The sequence below is a fragment of the Mesorhizobium sp. M0317 genome, assembly GCF_040321555.1.
Lineage (GTDB): Bacteria > Pseudomonadota > Alphaproteobacteria > Rhizobiales > Rhizobiaceae > Mesorhizobium.
This window is the reverse complement of record NZ_JAMYRV010000008.1, coordinates 72,221-97,086: the sequence shown is the minus strand read 5'-3', so window position 1 is coordinate 97,086 and position 24,866 is coordinate 72,221. Positions and strand designations below refer to the sequence as shown.

The window sequence follows — 24,866 nt, the reverse complement described above, 5'->3', positions numbered from 1 at the left end:
ATGGCAGCCGCTGTTGCCACCGCGATGGGAGGCCTGAAGCTTATTACAACAAAGTGCCGCGCAGGATGACCAGCGCCACCGAAAAATAGATCACCAGGCCGGTGACATCGACCAGCGTGGCGACGAACGGCGCCGAGGCGCTCGCCGGATCGAAGCCGATCCGTTTCAGCGCGAACGGCAGCATCGACCCCGACAGCGAGCCGAAGGTGACGATGCCGACGAGTGCTGCCCCCACGGTCGCCGCGATCAGCGGCCAATGCGGCCCATAATCGTAGAAGCCCATATATTGCCAGAGCGCGATGCGGCAGATGCCGACCACGCCAAGCATGGCGCCGAGCACGAAGCCGGTGGGCAATTCGCGCAACGCCACCCGCCACCAGTCGCGAAGGCCGATCTCGCGCAGCGCCAGCGCGCGAATGACGAGCGAGGTCGCCTGCGAACCGGAATTGCCGCCCGAGCTCATGATCAGCGGGATGAACAAAGTGAGCACGATCGCTTTTTGCAGTTCGCCTTCATAGCTTTGCATGGCATTGGCGGTCAGCATCTCCGAGATGAACAGCGCGCACAGCCAGCCGCCGCGCTTCTTGATCATCGCGAGAAAGCTCATCTTCATGTAGGGCTCGTCGAGCGCCTCCATGCCGCCGAAGCGATGCGCGTCCTCGGTCGTCTCCTCGATCATGGTGTCGATGATGTCGTCGATGGTGACGATGCCGAGGATCTTGCCGTGGTCGACGACCGGAACCGCGAGCAGATCGTATTTGGAGATCGTCTGCGCCAGTGTTTCGAGATCGGTAAGCGGCGTCACCGTCACCGGGGCGCGATCCGGCGCCACCGACAGGATCGGATCGTCCGGCTCGCCGGTGATCAGCCGGCGCAGGCCGGTCGAGCGCACCAGCACATGCGTGTCTGGATCGACGATGTAGATGGCGTAGACGGTCTCCCGCGTCCGCTCCACCTTGCGGATGTAGTCGAGCGTGCGCCCGACGGTCCAGTCCGACGGCACGCTGACGAATTCGGTCGTCATGATCGAGGCGGCGCTGCCTTCGGGATAGCCGAGAATGGAAAGCAGCGTTGCCCGCAGCGGCGGGACCAACCCGCCGAGCAGCTCGGAGCGCGCCGGTTCGTCCAGTTCGCGCAGGATATCGGCGGCGCGGTCGACCGACATGGCGGTCAGGAGCTTGCACGCTTTGGCGCGCGGCAGCGCCTCGGCCAGATCGGAGGCGCCGTCGAGTTCCGGCTGGTCGAAGATCTCGACCAGCCGCTCGAACGGCATTTCGCAAAGCAGTTCTATCGCGGTATCGCGAGATTCCCGGTTCAGGGCCTCGACGACATCGGCGACGTGATCATTGGCAAGGATACGCGCGATAGCGACGGCATCGTCGCCCGCTACGACGGGGGTAAATTCGTTCATGGCTCACTCCTTGCCGTCCGGCGGGACGTGAGCCGTTAGAGGTCACATCGAGGCGGACGGCGGTTGCGTTCGACTACTGTCGCCAGGCATGGCGCGGTGACCTTTCTGCTCGCGGTTCGAGTTGGAATTCAGCGAGCGGGCGCAACATAGGAGCGCATCTTGGCGAGTCAATCGCGGGAGTGGCGGAAAACAGCCGGGAGCCGGCCCAATCGCGAGACTGTGATGATTATTGAAGGGGGAGGGAGCGAGTGCCCCGCCGCCAGTGGCGGAACGCGCTTCGGCGTGGCTGCTATTTCTGCTTCAGCCGGCGTGAAAAACGCATCCATTTGTCCTCGACCGGCCGCGGCTGCGTAAGGATGGTGGTGAGCTCGCGCGGCAGGTTCGGAACAAGCGGCCTCTTGGTGGCGACGCCGTCGGCGATCGCGACCACGCTGTGATAGAATTCTACGCCCGAGGCCGAGCGTGGCGCCACCGCCTCGTGCATGATGCTGATCACCGTGACATCGGGACAATTGTCCTTGATCGCCTGATGGAAGGCAATCTTGCCATCGGGATCGAGCGCGCCGGTCGCTTCGTCGAGGAACAGCAGTCCCGGTTGCTGCAGCACGATGCGGGCCACCACCAGCTTCTGCTTCTGGCCGCCCGACAGCAGCTGGTCCCAGATCTTTCCCTCGCGGCTTTCATCGGCCATGTGTTCGATGAAGTCGCCAAGGCCCGCCTTGTGCAGGGCAGACGCCACTTGCGCATCGCCATAGTCCTGCTCGGAGCCGGGCAGGGATACCAGCTGCTTCAGCGACACCTGCTGCAGCTTGACCTCCTGGGCGGCATAGAAACTCTTCACACCGTCAGGGAAGACGATGGTGCCGCGGCCATAGGGCCACAGGCCGTTGATCGCCTTGATCAGTGAAGTCTTGCCGCAGCCGGATTCGCCCTTGAGGAATGCCCACTCGCCGCGCCGGAAGCGCAGATTGGCAGCACTCAGGAATGGCGTGGCGTCCTCGCCCTGATGCGCCAGTTCGAGCTTCTGGATGGTCAGGCCGAAGACGGGGTTCTGGCTGGCATAGTGGAAGTCGGACTGGCCGGTCTGGCTGTAGAAGTCTTGCGGCTGCTGGACGTTTTCGATGGCGTTCGCCAACTCAATGACGCGCTGGCTGTTGGCCCGCAACGTGGCGAGACTCGGCATGACATGGATGAACCAGGAACATTTGCTGATCAGCGCGTTGACCTGCTCGGAACCGGTTATGTAGCCCTTGAGGTCGACGCCGTTGTGGATGAACGGCACCAGACCAGGTCCGTAGGCGACAACTTTGGCCCCGACAAAATTATAGACCGATTCGAATCCCGCATAGAGGGTGTTGACGATGTTGAGCTTCGACCAGGTGGTATCGATATCGAGATAGAGCCGTCCATGTATCGTCTTTTGCACGTCTTCGCCTTGCGACGCCGACACATGGAAACTGCGGCGCAACAAGGTGATCAGTTCGCTGCGATAGGTGCCTTCGGCCTTCTGCATCCTGACGTTGAGCCACTCCAGCATTCCGCCGAGTTTGATCGCGATCCAGGTATTGACCGGCACGTAGATGGCAACCGCCAGGAGAGCGAGGACGGCGCTGCCATAGCTGCCGAGGGCATCCAGGCCTTTTACCTCCACGGAATTCGCCAGCAAAGCGCCGCCGACAAAATAAAGTGAGGTGAAGACGCCGAAGACACCTTGGGCAAGCCCGATGGCGCCGCCCGCCATGTCTTTGATGGATTCCTGCACGCGCTGATCGATGTTGTCGGGCGCTGGCGCATCTGGCGAGCCATTCTGAGCGTGGTAGTGCGTATGGTTGGTATCGAGCAGCGCCGCATTGAAACGCGCGTTCAACCAGGCGCGCCATTTGCGATGCAATGTCGCCGATACAAATTTGCAGGCGCCTATGATTCCCATGTCCTTGAACACGACCAGCAGCACAAGCAGGCCGGCATTGGTAAGCACCGATTCAAGGGGCGTGGTATTCGCGGCGTCGTGAAAAAAAGCGATTGAGGCTGCCAGTTCGCCCGCCAACACGGTAAACCAAACGTCGGCCTTGCTCGACAGGGCTATGATGAGTGCGAGGACGACGGTGAGAGCCCAGGCCTCCCTCCACCGGTCCGAGAACCAGTAGGCCCGCATCAGTCCCCAGAAGGTCCGCATCGACGATACTGGCGTCAGGGGCGACGGCCCGACGGGGGCGTCGCGGTTCCAAAGTGCCGATATTGAACGTCGCGGTCTGTCGACCCGAATCACAATCCCGCCCAAACCTTTTTTAGTTTTGTTACGGATAGTAACACCAATTGATCATTTTCTATGAATTTTATCCCGGCGGATGTGAAGCAGCCCACCCGCCGTTGCCATGAGGCAACAGTTGGCGCTGCGAGATCGCCGTCTTTGGGCCAAATTTGTCCTTTGTTTCAATGTGTTGCGAGAACGTTCAGATGTGCGAATATATTCCCTGAGGGAAGGCTCATACACGGCTTTGTGACCAAAAGGCCTGCCCGTCGGCCGGTTTTCCCACCGCGCGCTAACCGGATCGCCCGAAAAATTGCCGTCCATGATCGCCCCAGGCCGCCCGAATCATCTCACCGGCCATCATGGTTGGGCACGCAAGATCGTCGCTGCTGTAAAGCGACTGTTCATGAGGTGGCACGCGCTTTTTAGCTGCAGTTCAACACCGTTTGACAATCAAGCGCACTGGAATGAACCTTGCCGGGCACTGTCGGCACCAATGCATGTCCGGTCCCCAACAAGGAAGCTCCCCAATGCTTGCAAGCGCAGCCGTTCCCGCAATCGTGACGCTCTTTGCCTGGCTGCCTCTTGCGCATGCCGGCAGCCAGACCATTCCGGCAAGCGCCGAAGGGCAAATCGAGTTCAATGCGCCGTCCGGCAACATCGGCTGCATCTACACGCCGAAGGGCGGCACCAGCACCTACGAGCCACAGGATGGCGGTCCGGAACTGAGCTGTTCGCGCGTCGAGCCCAGCTACGTCACCGTGATCCTTGGGCCGAACGGCCCGGCGACATTGATCAAGAATCCGGGAGAGCAGGGCTGCTGCAGCGATGTCGCGAAGCTGGCCTATGGCAACAGCTGGAGCAAAGGGCCGTTTACCTGCCAGTCGTCAACCAAGGGACTGACCTGCACGGGCAGCAACGGGCATGGCTTCTTCCTCAGCAAAGCCAAGGTGACGGTGAAATAACTTCGGTCAGCCGGCCTTTTCCAGTTCGCCCTTGGCCTTTGCGGCCGCGACCTGGCGGATGGCATCAGTCAGCGTGTCGGCGTCCTGCGCGCCCATGACGGCGTATTTGCCTTCGAGCAGGAAGCACGGCACGCCGGTGATCCCCATCCGCGATGCCGTGGCGATTTCTGTGCGCACCTCCTCGACGTCGGCATCGGTCGGCAACAGCGTCTCGACCACGGCGGCGTCCATGCCGGCCTCGCGGGCGGCGTCGATCAGCACGGCGTGGTCGCCAATATTGCCGCCTTCCTCGAAATGCAGCTGGAACAGCCGGCGCACGAGCCGGTTCTGCACGGCTTCACCGGCGGCGCCCGCCCAGCGGATGACGCGATGCGCGTCCAGCGTGTTGGCGGCGACCTTGATGGCGTCGAAAGCGAAATCGATGCCTTCGGCCTCGCCGAGCGGCTCTATGCGGGCATGCATCTGGCGGATGCGCTCGTCGCTGCCGAATTTGGCCAGCATGTATTCGCGCCGGTCCTTGCCCCCGGGCGGGATGGTCGGGTCGAGCTGGAACGGCCGCCAGCGCACATGAACCTCGACGTCGCCGGCAGCGGCAATCGCCTTGTCCAGCCGCTTCTGGCCGACGAAGCACCAGGGGCAGACGACGTCGGAGACCACGTCGATGGTAATGGAATTGTCATCGCTCATCTTGATCTCCTGCAGCCGAGCGTTTTACCGAGCATGATCTCGGCTACGCTCAGTTCGGCTTGCGCCACCATGTCGGCCATTGATAACCGAATATGGGAGTCTTTTTGGGATGATCCAGGTAATTCCAGTAAGCGAGCCATTGCTGCGCGTTGTACTGCATCGGCACCATGTAATTGCCGGAGATCAGCAATCGGTCGAGCACGCGCACGGCGGCGACATAGTCTTCCTTGGTCCGTGCTCTCAGCATCGCGTCGATCGCCGCGTCGACCGCCGGATCGGCGACGCCGGCCAGATTGAATGAACCTTCTCTTTTGGCCTCTGAAGAACCCCAGCGAAGGTTCTGCTCCATACCGGGAGACAGCGAGTTGCTGAACCCGCTCGACCCGACAAGAACCTCAAAGTCGAAACGCTGCTTGCGCGACTGGATCTGGTCGGCTTCGAGGCTGCGGATGGTCACCGCGATGCCGATCTTTTCCAGCGAGCGCTGATAAATGGCGGCAAAGCGTTCCTCGTCCTGCGAGGCCGTCAGGATCTCGAAACCGAAGGGAGTTCCCTTTGGGTCCAGCAGGACACCATCCCTAACGGCGTAGCCCTGGCTCTTCAGCAGGTCGAACGCCACCTTCATCACCTTGCGGTCCTGGCCGGTGCCGTCATTCACCGGCGGGCGCCAGCTGCCGTCCATGACATCGGCCGGCACGCGGCCGGGGTAGGGCGCCAGCAGCGCCTTTTCCCTGTCGCTGGCGGGATGGCCGAGCGCGGAAAGTTCGGAATTCTGCCAGTAGCTCATCGTGCGCGTGTACTTACCGCCGAACAGGTTCTTGTTGGCCCATTCGAAGTCGTAGAGCATGCCGAGCGCGCGCCGCACCTCCGGATTGGAAAACTTCTCCAGCCGCGTGTTGAACAGGAAGCCGGTCACCACGGGCGGTATGCCGGTGTCGAAGGTCTCGGCGATCACCTCGCCGCGATGAAAGGCGGGAAAATCGATATCGCGCTCGCGCTTGACCGGATCGCCCTCATCGTAAATGGCGCAGATGCCTTTCTTGAACGCTTCCGTCTTGGCATTGGCGTTGAGGAAGTACTCGATGGTGATCTGGTCGTAATTGTCGAAGCCGCGCTTGGAAGGGATGTCCTTGCCCCAGTAATTCGGGTTGCGCTTGAACACGATGCGCTGTCCCGGCTGCACCTTGTCGATGATGTAGGGACCGCTGCCGATCACCGGCTTCAACGTCGTCTTGTCGAAGGTATCCTTGTTGAAGGCGTGCTTTGGGATGATCGGCGTCAGCGCGATGATCAAGGGGGTCTCGCGATTGGCCTTGTCGTTGAAGGTGAAGCGCACGCTGTGATCGCCGGTCTTTTCGAGCTTGGCGATCAGGCTCATGCGATCCCTGTAGGGCGGGCGGCCCTTGTCGGTGAAGACATCGTAGGTGAACAGCACGTCATCCGGCGTCACCGGGTCGCCATCGGACCACTTTGCATTTGGGTTGAGATGGAACTCGATCCACTTGCGCTCGGGATCCATATCGGCTGTGTCTGCGAGCAGGCCATAAAGGCTGAAGGCCTCGTCGTAGTTGCGCATCATCAACGGCTCGAAGACGAGATTGCCGAAAATGAGGTCCTGCATGCCGCGCACCGTGGTGCGCAGGCTCTTCAGGATGAACGGGTTCAGATTGTCGAAGCTGCCGACGACGCAGTAAGTGATGTTGCCGCCCTTCGGCGCATCGGGATTGACGTAGTCGAAATGCTGGTAGTCGGCTGGCAGCGCCGGCTCGCCCTGCATTGCGATGGCATGTCTCGGTTCCGACATCGCCACGCCGGGTGCAAAGGCGAAGAACGAAATTGCGGCGATCAGCCAAACAAGAATGCGGCCCATGACCGTCTCCTTACTGGGCGGCTTGATGATTCGGAGTGCACCCTAACATGGCGCCGCGGCGCTCCGGCCAGATACATCAACCCAAATCGCACGACCCAAATTGCGAGGCCAAGAATTGCAGGCGGCGGGCTGGATTCGGCTGCTCATGCAGTGTAACACGCGCTCCGAAGTCATTCTGTTGCCTCAATTCGGCAACAGGTAGCAGGACCACACGGCGCGAAGAAGCCGGTCCCGGGATCATTTGAGAGGAAATGCACGACATGACGAGCCTGAACAGCAACGCATACCGCCTTTCGGTCCTGGCCGCGGGCGTGGTCGGCTTTCTGGGCGCCGGACTTCCCACCGCTTCGGCACAGCAACAGATTCCGCAGGGTTGGTTCAAGGCCTGCACCAAGCAGGAAGATGTCGACATCTGCAATGTCCAGAACATCATCACTGCCGGCAACGGCCAGTTCGTCACCGGCGTCAGCCTGATCGAGTTGAAGGGCAAGGTAAACCGCAAGGTCTTCCAGGTCACGGTTCCCCCAGGTCGCCTGGTGCCCCCCGGCATCGCCCTGCAAATAGACGCCGGCAAGGCGACGAAGCTGGATTATGTCATTTGCTTCGCCGACCGTTGCGTTGCCGAAGTGCCGCTGACCGACGCGCTCGTCGCGTCCTTCAAGAAGGGACAGGCGATCACGCTGACCTCGATCAACTTCCAAAGTCAACCAAATCCCATCAAGGTTGCCTTGACCGGCTTCAGCGGCGCCTTTGACGGCGCGCCGCTGCAGCAGTCGGACATCGAGGATCGGCAGAAAAAACTTCAGGATTTCGTCGTCAAGAACAACCAGGACTTCGCCAAGAAGCTCAAGGACGAGCAGGCCAAGGCCAAAGCTGCCAACTAATCGCCGGGACAGATACCGGAGCGCACAAAAAGCGGGGTCATGCCCCGCTTTTTTGTTGTCGTCACGTCGATGCAAGGTGATGTCAGTGTCTCGACTGGCGTTTTGGCTCATAGCGTCCGTCCGGCCGCTTGTCGAACATCTCGCCGATCTGTGGATGCCGGACCGGCTCACCTGACTGGTCCTCGAGCAGGTTCTGCTCGGAGACATAGGCAATGTATTCGGTTTCCGAGTTTTCAGCGAGCAGATGGTAGAACGGCTGGTCCTTGCGCGGCCGCACGTCGGCCGGGATCGCCTCGTACCATTCATCGGTGTTGGCGAATTGCGGATCGACATCGAAAATGATGCCGCGGAATGGAAACAGCCGGTGTCGAACCACTTGTCCGATCGAGAATTTGGCTGTTTTCATCGTACTCACCACTAAGCCTCTAGAGCGCCCGGCGTCCCCTCGAATGTGCGAAGAGCGCTCTAACACTTTGAATTTACACACACCGTGGCCAAAAATCGAGCCCGACTTAGGTCTGGGATCAGGCTTTATTTGGCGCAGATAGCGGGTCAGTTCAATGCCGAAGCGCTTGACGCCCGATGAAGCTACGGGCTAGCCCGGTCCCGGGGTTTCGGGCCAGGGCAAAAATGTCTGACATTGTCGGTCTTGTTCTTCCGTTCTTCGGGCTGATTTTCATCGGCTTTCTGGTCGCGCGCATGACCAGGCAGCCGCTGGAAGCGCTTGGCTGGATGAACACCTTCATCGTCTATGTCGCGCTTCCTGCCCTGTTCTTCCAATTGCTGGCCCGCACGCCGTTCGAACAGTTGACCGAATGGCGCTTCATCTTCGGCTCGGTATTTTCCACCTACACGATCTTCTCGATCATGTTCGTATGGTCGGTGACGGCGTCGCGCGGCGAGATCGCCCAGTCGACGATCAAGGCGCTGGCCGCGGCCTACGGCAATATCGGCTATATGGGGCCGGGGCTGGCGCTGCTCGCCTTCGGCGAACAAGCGGCGGTTCCCGTCGCGCTGATCTTCTGCTTCGAAAATATCATGCATTTCGCCGTCGCGCCGTTGATGATGGCGCTGTCGGGCGACGACAAGACATCGCCGTGGCGGCTCATCCTCGGCGTAGTCAGGAAAATCGTCCTGCACCCGTTCATCATCGCGACCGCGCTTGGCGTTGGCGCCGCCTATCTCGGCTTTCACCCACCGCAGCCGGTCGATCGCCTGCTTGAATATCTTTCGCGGGCAGCCGCCCCTTGCGCCCTGTTTGCCATGGGCGTGACGCTTGCGCTCCGGCCGCTCAACCGCGTGCCGCATGAGTTGGCGTCGATCGCGGCGCTGAAGCTGATCCTGCATCCATCGCTCTGCTACGTCGTGCTGAGCTGGATCGGGAACTTTTCCGAAATCTGGGTTTTTTCAGCCGTGCTTTTGGCGGCATTACCGACCGCAACCAACGTCTTCGTCATCGCCCAGCAATATGGCGTCTGGGTGCAACGCGCCTCGGCCAGCGTGCTGATCACCACCTGCCTCTCGGTGCTGACGGTGACCGGGCTGCTCTACATGATCCGCCACGGCATCTTACCGCCGGACCTGTTTCCCTGAACCGCCGGTAAGCGCCGCAAAGCCGCTGCCCGGCCTCAAGCCCTCGCGCATGAAAAAGGCGCGCAGCGGCGCGAAACTGCCGAGCACATTGAGGCCGGCGCTGCGTGCCATCTGCGCCGGCAGCATGTCCGAAAGCAGCGACATGTTGAGCAGATTGACCGCGCCGGAACGCGCCAGAATGTCGGGACGGCGCCTGGAATCATAGGCGGCCAGGGCCTTCGCGGCGCCGGGGTCGCCGCGATTTTCACCAGCGATTCCAATCAGATCCTCGATGTCCCTGATGCCGAGGTTGAGACCTTGGGCTCCGATCGGCGGGAATACATGTGCAGCCTCGCCGACCAGCGCCACCCGGTTTTGCGCGAAGCGCCCCGGTGATGCCGCTGAAAGCGGGTAAATTTGTCGGCCGGGCTCGACCGACACCCGGCCCAGCATCGACTGCATCTGCTGCTCGACACGCTCGGAAAGCGTCGCGTCATCGAGTGCGGCGAGGTCCTTCGCCGTCTCCGGTTTCACCACCCAGACGAGGCTGGAGCGGTTGCCGGGCAGCGGCACCTGGGTGAACGGCCCGGTCTCTGTGTGGAACTCGGTCGAGGTGAAGCCGTGTTCGCTGCGATGGCCAAAATTCAGCACCAGCGCCGCTTGGCCGTAGGATCGCACCGAGGCCACTATGCCTGCCGCCTCGCGCGCCGGCGACAGGCGCCCATCGGCAGCGACCGCAAGCGCGGCCGAGACTTCGCGACCATCAGTCAACACGGCATGCGCCTGATCGGCGTCCAGACGCCAGCTCTCGACCATCGACGTCAGCCATTCGATGCCGGGATGCGCCGCGACGGACTTGGCCAGCGTCGGGTTCAGCGCACTGTTGGGCAGGTTGAGCCCGAACTGCTCCTCGCCGATCTCTATGGCGCGAAAAGTCACCACCGGGCTGCGGATCAGCCGGCTGGTCGCATCAACGATGCGCATGACCTTCAGCGGCGCGGCCTTCGGCGCAAGTTCGGCCAGCACGCCCAGCCGATCGAGAACCTTGAGAGCAGGGTTCATCAGCGCCGTGGTCCGGCCATCGGGCCCGCCTGCTTCGGGTCCGACCAGGGTTACCGGAAAGCCCGCCTCGGCGAAACCGAGCGCCGCGATCAGTCCGGCAGGGCCGCTGCCGGCTACCAGTATCCGTGCTGTCTCGCGATGATCCAAATTGGACTTCCAGTTTGCGATGCAGGTGTCTACCCATGGATATAGGTCAGACCATGCCGCTTGATCAACGCGGCGATTAGGCTCATTCGGTTGTCATGACCGGCCAGCAGGACGATTTCAGCCATCTCGACCGCGCCGGCCGCGCCACGGCAAGCCTGGCCCGCAGCCCCCGCCTGACGGTCAACATCGCCATCGCCGGCGGCATTCTGCTCGCCTGGTTCATTCTCGGCGCCATGGCGATCCGCGGCGCCGAAGGCCGGCTCCCCGGCGTACCAGGCGATGTGGTCCTGCGATATCTGCCGCAACTGCCGCTGCCGGATGTCCTCGACCGCTTCTTCGGCATGTGCCTGACGCCCGCACCACTTGATGCCGGCGGCGCACAGCTTCTGGCGTTGATCGTGATGTGGTTTTCGATGGCTGTGGCGACGATGCTGCCGTCGGCGGCGCCGATGATCCGTACCTATTGTGAAATCGCCGACACCGCCCGCATCAAGGGCGAGCCGGTGGCCCACCCGCTGGTCCTGGTCGCCGGCTACCTCTCGACATGGCTTGTCGCCTCTACGGGATTCGCGGTGCTGACATTGACCGTCCACGCATTTGCGTCTTCCGGGCGATTGCTCGATCCGGTGAGCGGCCTTGCCGCGGCGGCCGCGCTGCTGGTTGCCGGCCTCTACCAGTTCAGCAGCCTCAAGCAGGCCTGCCTGACAAAATGCCGGAACCCGTTCTCGACACTGTTTTCCAACTGGAGCGCGGAGCCGGGTGGCATCTTCCGGCTAGGGCTGAAGCAGGGCCTGTGGTGCCTCGGCTGCTGCTGGGCGCTGATGCTGGTGATGTTTGCCGTCGGCGCGATGAACGTGTTCTGGATGGCGCTGATCGGCCTGTTCACCTTGATCGAAAAACAGACCACCGGCAGCCTTCCAACCCGAGTGGCCGGTGCGATACTGCTTGTCTGGGTAGTCGCCCTGCTAGTAGTCTCGGCATGACGGGGGAGAATTCCATGGCAGAGCAAGGCTGGGCAATGAAAGGAGAGCTCGTACTCTCCTGCAATTGCACGGTTTTTTGTCCTTGCGTGCTGTCGCTTGGCAGCCATCCGCCGACGGAGGGTTATTGTCAGACCTGGGCGGGCTTCCGCATCGACGCAGGCCATTTCGGCGAGGTGGACCTGTCCGGCCTCAATCTCGGTCTGGTCATGGAAATCCCCGGCTATATGAGCCGCGGCAACTGGACCGCAGGCCTGTTCATCGACAAGCGCGCCTCCGTCTATGCGGTGAAAGCGCTGACCAGGATCTTCACCGGGAAGGCCGGCGGAACAACCTCGCTGTTGTCGATCCTTGTCGGCAAGTTCCTCGGTGTCGAGCAGGTGCCGATCACCTACGAGACGCGTGACAAGACCCGTATTTTCCAGATACCGAAGATCATCGACGGGGCGGTCACACCGATTCCCGGCAAGGATCGCGAGAAGGATACCGTGATCGGCAACTCGGAATACTGGATCGCGCCGGAGATCATCGTGGCCAGGTCCGACAAAAGCAAGATGCGGGCGTTCGGCCACAACTGGAACTTTGCCGGCCGCTCGGCCGAAATCTGCAAACTGGATTGGCGGGGCCCGTGAGCAAGAACACAACGGCCAGAAACGCCGCCAAAAAGATCACCGACCGGATTCCGAGGCCGAAGAAAAAGGTCACCTGGCCGCAGGCGCGGGCATTCTCGGTGCATCTGTTGACCGCGTCTGGCTCGTTCCTGGCCTTCCTGTCTCTGGTGGCGGCAAGCGAGCAACGCTGGACGGCGATGTTCTGGTGGCTGGGGCTGGCGCTGTTCGTCGACGGCATAGACGGGCCGATCGCGCGCAAGCTTGAGGTCAAGGAGATCCTGCCGACCTGGTCGGGCGAACTCCTCGACAACATCATCGACTATGTCACCTATGTGCTGATCCCCGCCTTCGCGCTCTACCAGCGCGGCTTCATGGGCGAAGGGCTGTCTTTCCTGTCGGCGGCCATCATCGTGGTGTCCAGCGCCATCTATTATGCCGACACCGGAATGAAGACTAAGGAGAACTTCTTCAAAGGCTTTCCGGTCGTTTGGAACATGGTCGTGTTCACGCTGTTCGTCATCGAGCCCGGACAGTGGGTGTCCTTCGGCGTCGTCGTGGCGGCCGGCATCCTCACCTTCGTGCCGATCAACTTCATTCACCCCGTGCGGGTGGTGCGGCTGCGGCCAATTAATCTTGGCATGACGCTGCTCTGGTGTGCTTTCGGTGCGCTGGCGCTGGCGCAGGCGGCCCTTGCCGCCTTCTACGACCAGATCGGCGTTTTGGGCGAACAGGTCAGCGTCTTTACCAAGGTCGGCATCACCATCACCGGACTTTACCTCGCCTGCATCGGCGGTATCATGCAGTTCTTCCCCAAACTCGGCGCCAAGCCGGACACTAAGAAAGCCTGACCGCAGGAAAGCCCACAATGTCCAAAGCAGTCCGTATCCACGCCCATGGCGGTCCGGAAGTCCTGACCTATGAAGACGCCGATCCGGGACAACCCGGCGCCGGGCAGATCCTGGTCAGGCATACCGCGATCGGCCTCAATTTCATCGATGTCTATCACCGCATCGGCCTCTATCCGCCGGCCGGCGGCTTCCCGCTGATCCCCGGCGGCGAGGCGGCAGGTGTGGTTCTCGAGGTCGGCGCAGGCATCGACTGGCTGAAGCCGGGCGACCGCATCGCCTATGCCGTCAACGTCGGCGCCTATGCCGAACAACGCGTCGTCGCCGCCGACCGCGTCGTCAAGGTGCCGGACCGCATCAGCGACGAACAGGCCGCCGGCATGATGCTTAAAGGCATGACGGCGGAGTATCTGTTGCGCCGGACCTTCAAGGTGAAGGCAGGCGACACCATCCTGTTCCATGCCGCCGCCGGCGGCGTCGGGCTGATCCTGGGACAATGGGCAAAACATCTCGGCGCCACCGTGATCGGCACGGCAAGCTCAACCGACAAGATCGAGCTCGCCAAGGCGCATGGCTTCGGCCATGTCATCAACTACAAGGAGCAGGATTTCGTCGCCGGGGTCGCCGCCATCACCGGCGGCAAGAAATGTGACGTCGTCTACGATTCGGTCGGCAACGACACATTCCCGGCCTCGCTCGACTGTCTGAAGCCGCTCGGCATGTTCGTCTCTTTCGGTCAGTCCTCTGGACCGATCCCGCCATTTTCGATGTCGCTGCTGGCGCAGAAGGGCTCGCTGTTCGCTACCAGGCCGACTTTGTTCGTCTACAACGCCAAGCGTGAAGACCTCGAAGTCTCCGCCGCGGCATTGTTCGACGTGGTGTTGAGCGGTGCGGTCGAGATCAAGATCAACCAGCGTTATGCGCTGAAGGACGCGGGCAAGGCGCAAGCCGATCTCGAAGGGCGCAAGACCACGGGCACGACCATACTGATCCCCTGATCTGCCTTGCTGTTCAGTGTTTTGCCGCGACGCTAGGCACTGTTTACCCGAAAAACCGGGCGATCGGTCTGTTGTACGAAGCAGGTCGGTCTTTACCCCTTGAGTTTCCGCTGAAATTCTTGAAGCTCTTTCAAGGTGGGTGCTGCTTTCGCACGAGAGCGGCCAGCGCATACCATGCTGGCGGGAACACAGAACATGTCCGGGAACCGGATGGGAGGCACTGTGAGTGCAGATCATGATGGAGCGAACCTGCTTGAGGTTCGTGGCCTGACCAAGATATTCGGCACGTTGACGGCGTGCGATCATATCGACCTCAACATCGCCAAGGGCGAGATCCACGCGCTGCTTGGCGAAAACGGCGCCGGCAAGTCGACGCTGGTCAAGATGCTGTTCGGCTCGCTGGAGCCCAATTCCGGCGAGATATTCTGGAACGGGGAAGCGGTGCGGATCACCAGTCCGGGCATGGCGAAGAAGCTCGGCATCGGCATGGTGTTTCAGCACTTTTCGCTGTTCGAGGCGCTGACCGCGGCCGAGAATATCGCTCTGTCTCTGGATGACGGCTCACCGATCAGCTCGATCGCGGCCAAGGCGAGGGCGCTTTCCTTCAGCTATGGCCTGCCGCTCGATCCGGACTCGCTGGTCGGCGATCTCTCGGTCGGCGAACGCCAGCGCATCGAGATCATCCGCTGCCTGTTGCAGACGCCGCAGCTCATCATCCTCGACGAGCCGACCTCGGTGCTGACGCCGCAGGAAGCCGACAAGCTGTTCGAGACGCTAGAGCGCCTGCGCTCCGAGGGCAAATCCATCCTCTACATTTCGCACCGGCTGGAAGAGGTCAAACGCATTTGCGACCGCGCCACCGTGCTGCGTCACGGCAAGGTCGTCGGCCATTGCAATCCGCGCGAGGAAACGGCTTCGTCGCTGGCCCGCATGATGGTCGGCAACGAGGTGAAGGCCGTGGTGCGTGCGCCGGCCGAAGGCATCGAGACCGCGCAGCCGCTGCTCGAAATCCGCGCCCTCAGCCGCAAGCCGGCAACGCCGTTTTCGATTCCGCTGAAGAATATCAACCTCACTGTGCGCGCCGGCGAGGTGATCGGCATTGCCGGTGTCGCCGGCAACGGCCAGGGCGAGTTCTTCGAATCCGTCTCCGGCGAGGTGCTGCAGCAGGACGCCGCATCCGTGCGCATCCGCGGCAAGGATGCCGGCTCGCTCTCGATCACAGGCCGGCGGCTGATGGGCGCTGCCTTCGTGCCGGAAGAACGCCTCGGCCATGGCGCGGCGCCACGCATGAAGCTTTCGGAAAATCTGCTTCTGTCGCGGCACGCCACCGACGGCAAGGTTTTTGTCGGCACCGGCGGCACGGTCAAAAGCGGTGCGGTCTATGCCGCCGCCCAGCGCATCATCGTGTCGATGGATGTGCGCAAGAGCGCGCCCGATCCGGAAGCCGCGGCCCTGTCGGGCGGCAATCTGCAGAAATTCATCGTCGGCCGCGAACTCGACCGCAGCCCTGCCGTCATGGTCGTCAACCAGCCGACCTGGGGCGTCGACGCCGGCGCCGCCGCCCACATCCGCCAGGCGCTGATCGAACTGGCGCGCAGTGGCTCGGCGGTTCTGGTCATCAGCCAGGACCTCGATGAGCTGTTCGAGATTTCGGACGCGATCGCGGTCATGCACAATGGCGAATTGTCGAAACCGCTGCCGATCGCCGAAGCAACTTTCGAAAAGATCGGCCTGTTGATGGGCGGCGCCGAGCCCGGCCACGCCGAACATGGTCTGGAGACGGCATGATGCGCCTCGAACTCGTCAAACGCCCGCAGCGCTCGATGCTGTTTTCGGCGCTGTCGCCCTTCATCGCTTTCGCCCTGACGATCACCGCAGGCGCGGTTCTGTTCGCGTTGCTCGGCGTCAACCCGCTGAGCGCATTCGAGATCTATTTCATCGAGCCGATCAGCCAAGTCTGGCAGCTGCATGAGCTGGCGATCAAGGCCGCACCGCTGATCCTGATCGCGGTCGGCCTGTCGGTCTGCTACAAGGCCAACATCTGGAACATTGGCGCCGAAGGCCAATTCATTCTCGGCGGCATTTTCGGCTCGGCCATTCCGGTGCTGTTTCCCGGGTTCGAAGGCCCACTGGTGCTGCCGCTGATGCTGTTGTTCGGTATGGTCGGCGGTGCCGCCTATGCAGCAATCCCGGCTCTCTTGAAGACGCGCTTCGGCACCAACGAAATCCTGACCAGCCTGATGCTGGTCTATGTCGCCCAGCTTTTCCTCGACTGGTTGGTGCGCGGCCCCTGGCGCGATCCACAGGGCCACGGTTTCCCGCAGACGATCCAGTTCAACGACTCGGCGGTCCTGCCGGAACTGATGCCGGATGCCGGCCGCGCCAATTGGGGTTTTGTCTTCGCGCTTGTTGCAGCCGTGCTGATCTGGGTGCTGATGAGCCGCCTGCTCAAGGGTTTTGAGGTCCGCGTGCTCGGCTCCAGCCCGAGGGCAGGGCGCTTCGCCGGTTTCGGCCTCAACCGCATGGTGTTCTTCGCCTTCCTGCTGTCAGGCGCGCTGGCTGGGCTTGCCGGCATTTCGGAAGTCTCCGGCGCCATCGGCCAGCTGCAACCGGTGATCTCGCCCGGCTACGGCTTCACAGCGATCATTGTCGCGTTCCTCGGCCGGCTCAATCCGCTCGGCATCGTCGCCGCCGGCCTGGTGCTGGCGCTGACCTATCTCGGCGGCGAGGCGGTGCAAAGCGCGCTCGGCATCTCCGACAAGGTGGCGCGTGTGTTCCAGGGCATGCTTTTGTTCTTCGTGCTCGGTTGCGACACGCTCATCCATTACCGCATTCGCCTGGTCGGCATGGCGCTGACGAAAAGCGCGGCGAAGCTTGAAGCCGCGCCGAAGTTGAAGGAAGCCCGCTGATGGACATCGCCATCAACATCCTTTTGACCATCGCGACCGCGGCGACGCCGCTGCTGATCGCGGCAATCGGCGAACTGGTGGTCGAGCGCTCCGGCGTGCTTAACCTCGGCGTCGAAGGCATGATGATCATGGGCGCCGTCGGCGGCTTCGGAGCCGGCTATCTCACGGGATCGCCCTGGATCGGCCTGTTGGCGGCAATTGCCATGGGCGCGGTGTTCTCGCTGCTGTTTGCGGTGATGACGCTGTCGCTCGCCACCAACCAGGTGGCGACCGGCCTCTCGTTGACGCTGCTCGGCCTCGGCCTGTCCGGCATGATGGGAACCAGCTTCGTCGGCCAGCCCGGCGAGAGGCTGCCAAATCTCTACGTTCCGGTGCTCACCGACATTCCCGTGGTCGGCAGGTTGCTGTTCGGCCAGGACCCAATCTTCTACATCTCGATCGCGCTGACGGCGGCCGTCATGTGGTTCCTGTTCAAGACCCGCACCGGCCTCACCCTGCGCTCGATCGGCGACAGCCACACATCGGCGCATGCACTCGGCATCAAGGTCATCCGCTACCGCTATCTCGCGGTCATCTTCGGCGGCGCCTGCGCCGGCCTTGCCGGCGGCCACCTGTCGCTGGTCTACACGCCGCAATGGGTGGAGAACATGAGCGCGGGCCGCGGCTGGATCGCGCTGGCGCTGGTCGTCTTCGCCTCGTGGCGGCCGTGGCGCGTGCTCGCCGGCGCCTACATCTTCGGCGCGGTGTGGATCGGCCAGCTTCATGCACAGGCATTTGGCATTCCGGTGCCTTCGCAGCTGCTTTCTTCTCTGCCCTATCTGGCAACCGTCGTGGTTCTCGTTCTAATCTCGCGCAACAAGCGTCTGACGATGATGAACACGCCGGCTTCCTTGGGCCAGCCATTCGTTCCGGATCGTTGACAACAAAAACAAACGGGAAGCTCCAAGGCTAAACTCAGAGAGGTAACACAATGAAAAAACTGTTTATCGCGTTGATGACCACGACCGCCGCCATGTCACTGGCGGCGTCGGCGCAGGCCGCCGACAAGTTGAAGGCATGCTGGGTCTACACCGGCCCGATCGGCGATTTCGGCTATTCCTACCAGCACGACCAAGGCCGCCTCGAGGTGGAGAAGGCGCTCGGCGACAAGGTCGAAACCGCCTATCTAGAGAACGTCTCGGAAGGTCCCGATGCCGACCGCGCTTTCGAGCGTCTGGCGCGCGAAGGCTGCAAGATCATCTTCGGCACCTCTTTCGGCTTCATGGACCCGGAAGTGAAGGTCGCCAAGAAGTTCCCCAAAGTGATGTTCGAGCACGCCACCGGCTACAAGACCGCTGACAATCTCGGCATCTACAATGCGCGCTTCTATGAAGGCCGCTACGTGCTCGGCCAGATCGCCGCCAAGGAATCGAAGGCAGGGGTCGCCGGCTATATCGTTTCCTTCCCAATCCCCGAAGTGGTGATGGGCATCAACTCCTTCATGCTCGGCGCGCAGTCGGTCAACCCGAACTTCAAGGCCAAGATCGTCTGGGTGAACTCCTGGTTCGATCCGGGCAAGGAAGCCGACGCGGCCAAGGCGCTGTTCGACCAGGGCGCCGACATCATCGTCCAGCACACCGATTCCACTGCGGCACTGCAGGTGGCGGAAGAGCGCAAGCTGCACGGCTTCGGCCAGTCCTCCGACATGATCAAGTTCGCGCCGAACGCGCAGCTGACCTCGCTGACAGACGAATGGGGGCCGTATTACATCAGCCGCGTTCAGGCGGCGCTCGACGGCACCTGGAAGCCTGACAATGTCTGGCTCGGCATCAAGGACGGCGCCGTCAAGCTGGCGCCCTTCACCAACATGCCGGACGATGTGAAGGCGATGGCCGAGGCAACCGCCAAGAAAATCGCAGATGGCTGGAACCCATTCACAGGACCGGTCGCCAAGCAGGACGGCACGCCGTGGCTCAAGGACGGCGAAGTAGCCGACGACGGCACGCTGCTCGGCATGAACTTCTATGTGAAGGGCGTCGACGACAAGTTGCCGCAGTAAGTATCGGAAACGCAAAAGAGAAGGGGCGCCGCCCGGCGCCCTTTTTCACTTCGCGGGCTGCACGCTTCGACTGCGAAACCGCGCCGAGGGCTGTGCCAAAAATCCGAGGGCGCCGGGAGGCGCCCTTTTTGGTAATTTTCTAAACCGCCGAGCCGTAAAGGTCGTAGGCGTCGGCGCGGTCGATCTTGACCGTGACGATGTCGCCTTGGCGCAGCGGGCGGCGCGACTGGATATGCACCGAACCGTCGATCTCGGGCGCGTCGTATTTTGTCCGGCCCTTGGCAGACGTGCCATGCGCCTCGTCGATCAGCACCGGCAGGCGCTTGCCGACCTTCTTGGCCAGCTGCGTCGCCGAGATCTTCTGCTGGCGCTGCATGAAGCGATGCCAGCGCGCTTCCTTGATCTCCTGCGGCACCTGTTCGAGGCCGAGATCGTTGGAGCGGGCGCCGCGGACCGGCTCGTATTTAAAGCAGCCGGCGCGATCGATCCTGGCCTCGTCCAGCCAGTCGAGCAGCATCTCGAAATCCTCGTCGGTCTCGCCGGGGAAACCGACGATGAATGTCGAGCGTATCGCCAGATCCGGGCACACCTCGCGCCAGCCGCGAATGCGCTCCAGCGTCTTTTCGCCATGGGCTGGACGGCGCATGTTCTTCAGCACCTGCGGCGAGGCGTGCTGGAAGGGGATGTCCAGATAGGGAAGGATTTTTCCATCCGCCATCAGCGGGATGACATCGGCGACATGCGGGTAGGGGTAGACATAGTGCATGCGTACCCAGATGCCGAGCTTGCCCAGCTCCTCCGACAGGTCGAGGAATTTCGCCCGCACTTCGCGGTCGCCGAACATCGACGTCTGGTACTTGATGTCGATGCCGTAGGCGCTGGTGTCCTGCGAGATGACCAGCAATTCCTTGACCCCGGCCTTGGCCAGCTTCTCGGCCTCGCGCAGCACATCGGCCGCCGGGCGCGAGACGAGGTCGCCGCGCAGTGCGGGAATGATGCAGAAGGTGCAGCGGTTGTTGCAGCCTTCGGAAATCTTGAGATAGGCGTAGTGGCGCGGCGTCAGCTTGACGCCTTGCGGCGGCAGAAGGTCGATATAGGGATCGTGGCTGGGCGGCGCCGCCTCATGCACCGCGGCCATCACGCTCTCATAGGCCTGCGGGCCGGTGATGGCGAGGACGTTGGGGTGCTTCTCTCGGATGACGTCCGGCTTGGCGCCGAGGCAGCCGGTGACGATCACCCGGCCGTTTTCCGAAAGCGCCGAACCAATGGCGTTGAGCGATTCGTCGCGGGCTGAGTCGAGAAAGCCGCAGGTGTTGACGACGACAAGGTCGGCGCCGTCATGCTTGCGTGCGATCTCATAGCCTTCGGCGCGCAGGCGCGTGATGATGCGCTCGGAATCCACAAGCGCCTTCGGGCATCCAAGGCTGACGAAACTGACGCGAGGCGCAGACATGAGAAAACATCCGGGTTTTTCGGGATCGGCGGCCAGTACCACACTTATTGCGGCATTGGTATGGGCAGCGGCTGCGGCGAACGCGACCACTGCCTCCGGCAGATACCCATGCTGCTACAGAAGCTGTGGGACCGGCAGCGTCAGCTCACCACAGGACTGACATGCGGCCAGACCTCGACAACGCCGCGATAGACCATATCGATCGCGACGTAGAGAATGATCAGCAAGCCGACATAGGCGATCCAGCGGTGGCGATGCAGCAGCTTGGCAATGAAGCTCGCGGCCAAGCCCATCAAGGCGATCGACAGCACCAGGCCTATGACAAGCACGGGAAAATGATCGCGCGCCGCACCGGCGACCGCCAGCACATTGTCCAGCGACATCGAAACATCGGCGACGACGATCTGCAGGGCCGCCTGGCCGAGCGTCTTGCGCGGCGCCTTGCCCCCCACCGTTCTGTCGCTGTTGAGGTCGGAATCGGACAGCGCCTCGGTCGCCTCGAACTCGTCGGCATGCGACGTCCGCAGCTCGCGCCACATCTTCCAGCACACCCACAACAAAAGGATGCCGCCGGCCAGCAGCAGGCCGACAATGGCAAGAAGCTTGACGGTGACGGCGGCAAACAGGATGCGCAGCACAGTCGCCGCCAACACGCCGATCAGGATGGCTTTCTTGCGCTGCTCGACCGGCAGGCCGGCGGCGGCAAGGCCGATGACGATGGCATTGTCGCCGGCAAGCACCAGATCGATGGCGATGACCTGGAGGAGGGCCGTCATGCTTGCAGCGCTGAAAATGTCCATCGACCGGAGCCCCTTGCTGTATCGGCGTGTTCGTCGTCGGATATGCCGACGCCCTAACGTGTATGGTTCCCGCGCGTCAAGAGACTGCCGGCGCAATTCCAGGAAAAGTGCGTAGCGGCTTTCCGTCCGGAATTATGCAAAAACAAAGAGTTAGAGTGGGTCAGCTGCTCTATAAAAAGCTGAACCGCTCCAACGGCCGACGCTGAAAGCCACGGGAATAGGGAAGGCCGTTCTGCCAGAGAGAATTCTGGTCGCAGCGAATTCAGTCGTAGAGATTGTACTTCGCCCAGTCGGCTTCCGGAATCTCGTCGCCGATGCGGTAACGGAACTGCAGGACCTCCATATGGTCCGGCGCCGTCTCGCATTTGAACTTCAGCCGGTACCACTGTCCCTTGCTGCGGAAGGCAGCACCCGGGCTGCGGATGACATCGGCTTTCATTTCCGGCGTCGCGAAGGCGTAGGCGACGACGCGGTCTGCCTTGTACTTGTGGTCGTCATGGCTGATGCGGTCGAGCACTTCGGCGTCGCATCTCTGCTCCAGCCGGGTCTCCGGGTCGAGTTTCAGCAGGCCGGCGCGCAGGGCGGCGTCCATCGCGTGGGCGGGTAAAGCCAGCGTCACCGAGGCCAGCGCCGCAAGGAATAGTTTTTTCATGGGCGGGAGAACGACCATAACTCGCGTGAAAAATCAACCGGAGTGCCATTTTGGGGCAGCCGGATGTGCCCGGAAATCGCCGTTGGCCGGGCAGGGGGTTTTGACGCAGCCGCTTTGACACGTCGCCGGCGCCATTCTTATTTGCCCGGGCTGCCATGCACCGATAGCCTGTTTCGCCGTCTTTCCGCTTCTCGCGATCGCGGCACCCACCGCCACGGCCGCAAGGCGATATAGGCAGCGAGGAAGGTTCTCTGTGCAAGGCCGGCCTCGCTGTGCCAGACCTCCCTTATCCCCGCCGCCCTCAATGCGCTTCGTTGGGTGCTGTTGCGTTCCCAGCGCCGGCTGATGCTGCCCGCTCGGTAGTATTTGTGGCAGAGCACTTGCGGCACGCGGACAAAGCCGCCGAGCAGCGACAGATGCAGAAGCCAGGTCCAGTCGGCGCTGAATTCGCCTTGGCTGTTGGGCTTGATCCCGCCGCTGCGGTGGAACGCCCAGGCCCTGAATATCCCACGATTGGGAACCCACCATCCATGCGGCTTGCGCGCCATCACCCGGCCACGCGCAAAACCGTCCTGCAAGCCCTCCAGCAGGTCGAACTTCCACGTAGCACTTTCGCCGCTGACTTCGATGACTTCGACATCGCTGAACGACAGTACCGCCTCGGGATTGGCATCGAGCGCCCGCACCAGCGCCTCGATATAGGTTGGATCGATGACGTCGTCATGGAAGGCAAAGAACATCAATTCGCCGCTGGCATTGGCCATCAGATCGTTGGAGTTCTTCAGCCATCCCAGGTTTTTGTCCCGGCGCAGGATACGGACATCGTCGCGGCCGACGGCGAAGGCCGAAATGATCTCGAATGTCGCGTCGGTCGAATTGTCCTCGCCGACCAGGATCTCGATATTGTCCCAGGTCTGCGCGGCGAGGCTGTCCAGCGTACGCGAAATGAATGCCGCCGAATTGTAGCATGGCACCAGCGCGGTGACCTTCGGCCGCCAGCCGGATCGAAGCTCGACTTGTTTCCGCGCTACCTGCTTCGCGCCGCCCTGTTCTGTCTCACCCATTCACTCGATCCCGCAGATTTGCCGCGCCAGCCTGTCGGCAAGCCACGGCGCCGTCGAATATTTACCTGTGTCGACCGAGATGTAGTTGCCCAGGCGGTTGACCCCGAATTGGTCGCGGCGATGGATCGTGGCTTTCGGGTCGCTGAGCGAACCACGCCCTTGCGCAAACACGAAGCCGCCGCGTACCTCAAGCTCCTCGGCATCGTCGAACATGCTGGAAACACTGGGCACCAACCGGGCGAGCGTGGCGCGAACGTCGCCGATGAACCGCTGTCGTGCGTCGGCATCGAGCGCTTGCGGCGTTTCGATCGACAATTCGCCACTCTCCGCAAGCAACCCGCTCGGGTACCAGGAGAGATAGAAGTTGCGCCCGTCATAGTTTTTTATGTCGCCGAACGGGCCAAGGGCGACGACCGCGCACGGCACATCGACAGGCTGGCTGGTGCGGCCGAACAGGCAAAGCCGGTAGCGGTGCGACCATCCGGGAACCGGCTCGATGCCGGCCGTGCGGTCGACAGCCAGCCGCCCCTCCCATAGGCAATTGACGACGATGTCGAACGCCTCGCTTTTCTCGCCTGCGACCGCCACGCGCCATTTCCCGTCAATTCCGTCCCCCGGCTGTGCCGACAGGACTTTGGCCGCCATCCGCAAGCTGATATTGGGTTCACCCCGAAGCACGGCGCAAAGCCGGTCGGCAACCAATCGCGTGTTGATGGATCGCTCCGGCACCTGGAAGCCGCCGACGATCTGGTCCGAGTTGGTGACGTCGGCCAATTCAGTTCTGGAAAGCCGTTTCGACCGCGCCGCCGATACGTCGGCAAGGTAGCTGGTGGCGTTAGCGTGGCTACGCACCAATACATCCACACGTTCAAAGATCGCCCCCAGCGCCTCGGCAGCGACGATCGAGTTGCGATGGACCAGATAAAGGTCTTCCGAAAAGGTCGTGTGCGCTTCCAGATTGCTTCCGATCAGCTCGGAGACAAGCCTGCCGAAACACAGTCCTCCCGAAAGCAGATGCCGGGCGGTCAGCAGCGAGGGATCGTTCCCGTAGAGATAGCCGAGATGAATCTTGCCCTCGTTCCAACGGCTGGCGCAGGCCATCGGCTCGCTCTCCTTGTCGAAGAGGGACACCGCGTAGCCTCTGCGGGCCATCATGAGAGCGAGGCTGGCGCCCATGATGCCGGCGCCGAGAATAGCCATTCTGCCGCGAGGCGCTGTCATGTCCTGGCGCGCATCGCGGCCTCTCCTTTCCCGATGAGTGTCATCAGGGGTTCGATACGTAGTTTTCAGGGTCGTATTCGGTATCGCAGAAAACCAGCAAAGACGGGTTCTCGCCTTCATAGGTCTGCAGCGCCCACACCGGGGCATCGACCAGCACCGCGCGGTTCGATGCGGTGAGCGTCAGCCGTTCGATCTGTTCCTGATAGCGAAATTCGATGCCGATCTCGCCCGACAGCTGCATCATCAATTGCCGGCCCGAGCCGTGTGCATGTCCGCCCCGCGACGTGCCGCGCGGCGCGGTGACGACGAACGCCCGCACGGCTTGGAAATTGTAGCCGCTGAACTCGATAGCGGTCAGCATTCCCCTGGGATCGCAATGTAACGAAGTGGGGATCTCGGTGACCTTGCCACCAAAGAACGTTCGATGCTGCATAACGTAAGCCCGC

At 62.1% G+C, this 24,866-nt stretch carries 23 protein-coding genes; 11 read left to right on the top strand and 12 right to left on the bottom strand.

The features are described 5' to 3' along the window. Nucleotides 1-43: 43 nt before the first annotated feature. Nucleotides 44-1,411, bottom strand: coding sequence for a magnesium transporter (gene mgtE, locus NKI88_RS09295; protein ID WP_352654772.1), 1,368 nt, complete (start codon nucleotides 1,409-1,411; stop codon nucleotides 44-46). A gap of 289 nt (nucleotides 1,412-1,700) precedes the next feature. Next, nucleotides 1,701-3,587 (bottom strand): ABC transporter ATP-binding protein/permease, encoded by a 1,887-nt coding sequence (locus NKI88_RS09290; protein ID WP_023835079.1) that lies wholly within the window; start codon nucleotides 3,585-3,587, stop codon nucleotides 1,701-1,703. A 605-nt stretch (nucleotides 3,588-4,192) separates the two neighbouring features. Between NKI88_RS09290 and NKI88_RS09285 the strand changes: the two genes are divergently transcribed. Next, nucleotides 4,193-4,627 carry a hypothetical protein gene (locus tag NKI88_RS09285; RefSeq protein ID WP_352654770.1) on the top strand — a complete coding sequence of 145 codons (435 nt, stop codon included), beginning with the start codon at nucleotides 4,193-4,195 and terminating at the stop codon, nucleotides 4,625-4,627. A 6-nt stretch (nucleotides 4,628-4,633) separates the two neighbouring features. On the opposite strand, the gene NKI88_RS09280 is transcribed toward NKI88_RS09285, so the two are convergent. Together NKI88_RS09280 and NKI88_RS09275 are read right to left on the bottom strand one after the other, a co-directional pair. Beyond that, nucleotides 4,634-5,314, bottom strand: a complete 681-nt coding sequence (locus tag NKI88_RS09280; protein ID WP_352654768.1) for a DsbA family oxidoreductase — start codon at nucleotides 5,312-5,314, stop codon at nucleotides 4,634-4,636. Between the two features lie 49 nt (nucleotides 5,315-5,363). Further along, nucleotides 5,364-7,184 (bottom strand): extracellular solute-binding protein, encoded by a 1,821-nt coding sequence (locus tag NKI88_RS09275; protein ID WP_352654766.1) that lies wholly within the window; start codon nucleotides 7,182-7,184, stop codon nucleotides 5,364-5,366. A 260-nt stretch (nucleotides 7,185-7,444) separates the two neighbouring features. Between NKI88_RS09275 and NKI88_RS09270 the strand changes: the two genes are divergently transcribed. Next, nucleotides 7,445-8,068, top strand: a complete 624-nt coding sequence (locus NKI88_RS09270) for an invasion associated locus B family protein (protein ID WP_023668972.1) — start codon at nucleotides 7,445-7,447, stop codon at nucleotides 8,066-8,068. Nucleotides 8,069-8,150: 82 nt separating this feature from the next. On the opposite strand, the gene hspQ is transcribed toward NKI88_RS09270, so the two are convergent. Further along, nucleotides 8,151-8,474 (bottom strand): heat shock protein HspQ, encoded by a 324-nt coding sequence (gene hspQ / locus NKI88_RS09265; RefSeq protein WP_023668971.1) that lies wholly within the window; start codon nucleotides 8,472-8,474, stop codon nucleotides 8,151-8,153. Nucleotides 8,475-8,698: 224 nt separating this feature from the next. Between hspQ and NKI88_RS09260 the strand changes: the two genes are divergently transcribed. Beyond that, complete coding sequence (locus NKI88_RS09260) at nucleotides 8,699-9,661, top strand: AEC family transporter (RefSeq protein WP_352654764.1); 963 nt, start codon at nucleotides 8,699-8,701, stop codon at nucleotides 9,659-9,661. Here NKI88_RS09260 and NKI88_RS09255 read toward each other — a convergent pair. Continuing rightward, a complete protein-coding gene (locus NKI88_RS09255; RefSeq protein WP_023682519.1) occupies nucleotides 9,638-10,849 on the bottom strand; it encodes a UbiH/UbiF family hydroxylase in 1,212 nt (403 codons plus the stop codon). The two genes, NKI88_RS09260 and NKI88_RS09255, sit on opposite strands and share 24 nt — an antisense overlap. A gap of 95 nt (nucleotides 10,850-10,944) precedes the next feature. Here NKI88_RS09255 and NKI88_RS09250 point away from each other — a divergent pair, with 95 nt between their 5' ends. From NKI88_RS09250 to NKI88_RS09215, 8 genes are all read left to right on the top strand, one after another. After that, on the top strand, nucleotides 10,945-11,832 hold the full coding sequence (locus NKI88_RS09250; protein ID WP_352654762.1) for a DUF2182 domain-containing protein: 888 nt from the start codon (nucleotides 10,945-10,947) through the stop codon (nucleotides 11,830-11,832). 14 nt (nucleotides 11,833-11,846) lie between these two features. Beyond that, nucleotides 11,847-12,461 (top strand): DUF1326 domain-containing protein, encoded by a 615-nt coding sequence (locus NKI88_RS09245; protein ID WP_352519924.1) that lies wholly within the window; start codon nucleotides 11,847-11,849, stop codon nucleotides 12,459-12,461. After that, nucleotides 12,458-13,288: a phosphatidylcholine synthase gene (pcsA, locus tag NKI88_RS09240; RefSeq protein WP_023668966.1), complete on the top strand. Its 831-nt coding sequence runs from the start codon at nucleotides 12,458-12,460 to the stop codon at nucleotides 13,286-13,288. The genes NKI88_RS09245 and pcsA overlap by 4 nt, the downstream gene beginning before the upstream one ends. Nucleotides 13,289-13,305: 17 nt before the next feature. Continuing rightward, on the top strand, nucleotides 13,306-14,283 hold the full coding sequence (locus tag NKI88_RS09235) for a quinone oxidoreductase family protein (RefSeq protein WP_023734010.1): 978 nt from the start codon (nucleotides 13,306-13,308) through the stop codon (nucleotides 14,281-14,283). A 210-nt stretch (nucleotides 14,284-14,493) separates the two neighbouring features. Continuing rightward, nucleotides 14,494-16,071 carry an ABC transporter ATP-binding protein gene (locus NKI88_RS09230; protein ID WP_352654813.1) on the top strand — a complete coding sequence of 526 codons (1,578 nt, stop codon included), beginning with the start codon at nucleotides 14,494-14,496 and terminating at the stop codon, nucleotides 16,069-16,071. Next, nucleotides 16,068-17,192: an ABC transporter permease gene (locus tag NKI88_RS09225; RefSeq protein WP_352654759.1), complete on the top strand. Its 1,125-nt coding sequence runs from the start codon at nucleotides 16,068-16,070 to the stop codon at nucleotides 17,190-17,192. The genes NKI88_RS09230 and NKI88_RS09225 overlap by 4 nt, the downstream gene beginning before the upstream one ends. After that, nucleotides 17,192-18,112, top strand: a complete 921-nt coding sequence (locus tag NKI88_RS09220; RefSeq protein WP_352519925.1) for an ABC transporter permease — start codon at nucleotides 17,192-17,194, stop codon at nucleotides 18,110-18,112. Before NKI88_RS09225 ends, NKI88_RS09220 begins: the two co-directional genes overlap by 1 nt. Before the next feature lie 50 nt (nucleotides 18,113-18,162). Beyond that, a complete protein-coding gene (locus tag NKI88_RS09215) occupies nucleotides 18,163-19,230 on the top strand; it encodes a BMP family ABC transporter substrate-binding protein (RefSeq protein ID WP_023668961.1) in 1,068 nt (355 codons plus the stop codon). 139 nt (nucleotides 19,231-19,369) lie between these two features. Here the strand turns inward: NKI88_RS09215 and rimO are convergent, their stop codons facing one another. The 6 genes from rimO to NKI88_RS09185 all read right to left on the bottom strand — a co-directional run bounded on the left by rimO (nucleotide 19,370) and on the right by NKI88_RS09185 (nucleotide 24,853). Continuing rightward, entirely contained in the window at nucleotides 19,370-20,683 is a 1,314-nt protein-coding gene (rimO, locus tag NKI88_RS09210) for a 30S ribosomal protein S12 methylthiotransferase RimO (protein WP_352538324.1), read from the bottom strand. Between the two features lie 140 nt (nucleotides 20,684-20,823). Beyond that, complete coding sequence (locus NKI88_RS09205; protein WP_023668959.1) at nucleotides 20,824-21,483, bottom strand: TerC family protein; 660 nt, start codon at nucleotides 21,481-21,483, stop codon at nucleotides 20,824-20,826. Nucleotides 21,484-21,745: 262 nt separating this feature from the next. Continuing rightward, complete coding sequence (locus NKI88_RS09200; protein ID WP_352654756.1) at nucleotides 21,746-22,153, bottom strand: DUF930 domain-containing protein; 408 nt, start codon at nucleotides 22,151-22,153, stop codon at nucleotides 21,746-21,748. Nucleotides 22,154-22,272: 119 nt separating this feature from the next. Further along, on the bottom strand, nucleotides 22,273-23,199 hold the full coding sequence (locus tag NKI88_RS09195; RefSeq protein ID WP_352654754.1) for a glycosyltransferase family 2 protein: 927 nt from the start codon (nucleotides 23,197-23,199) through the stop codon (nucleotides 22,273-22,275). Then, nucleotides 23,200-24,420, bottom strand: a complete 1,221-nt coding sequence (locus NKI88_RS09190; protein ID WP_352654752.1) for an FAD-dependent oxidoreductase — start codon at nucleotides 24,418-24,420, stop codon at nucleotides 23,200-23,202. 43 nt (nucleotides 24,421-24,463) lie between these two features. Beyond that, nucleotides 24,464-24,853, bottom strand: coding sequence for a sugar 3,4-ketoisomerase (locus NKI88_RS09185; protein WP_023696117.1), 390 nt, complete (start codon nucleotides 24,851-24,853; stop codon nucleotides 24,464-24,466). Nucleotides 24,854-24,866: the final 13 nt, after the last annotated feature.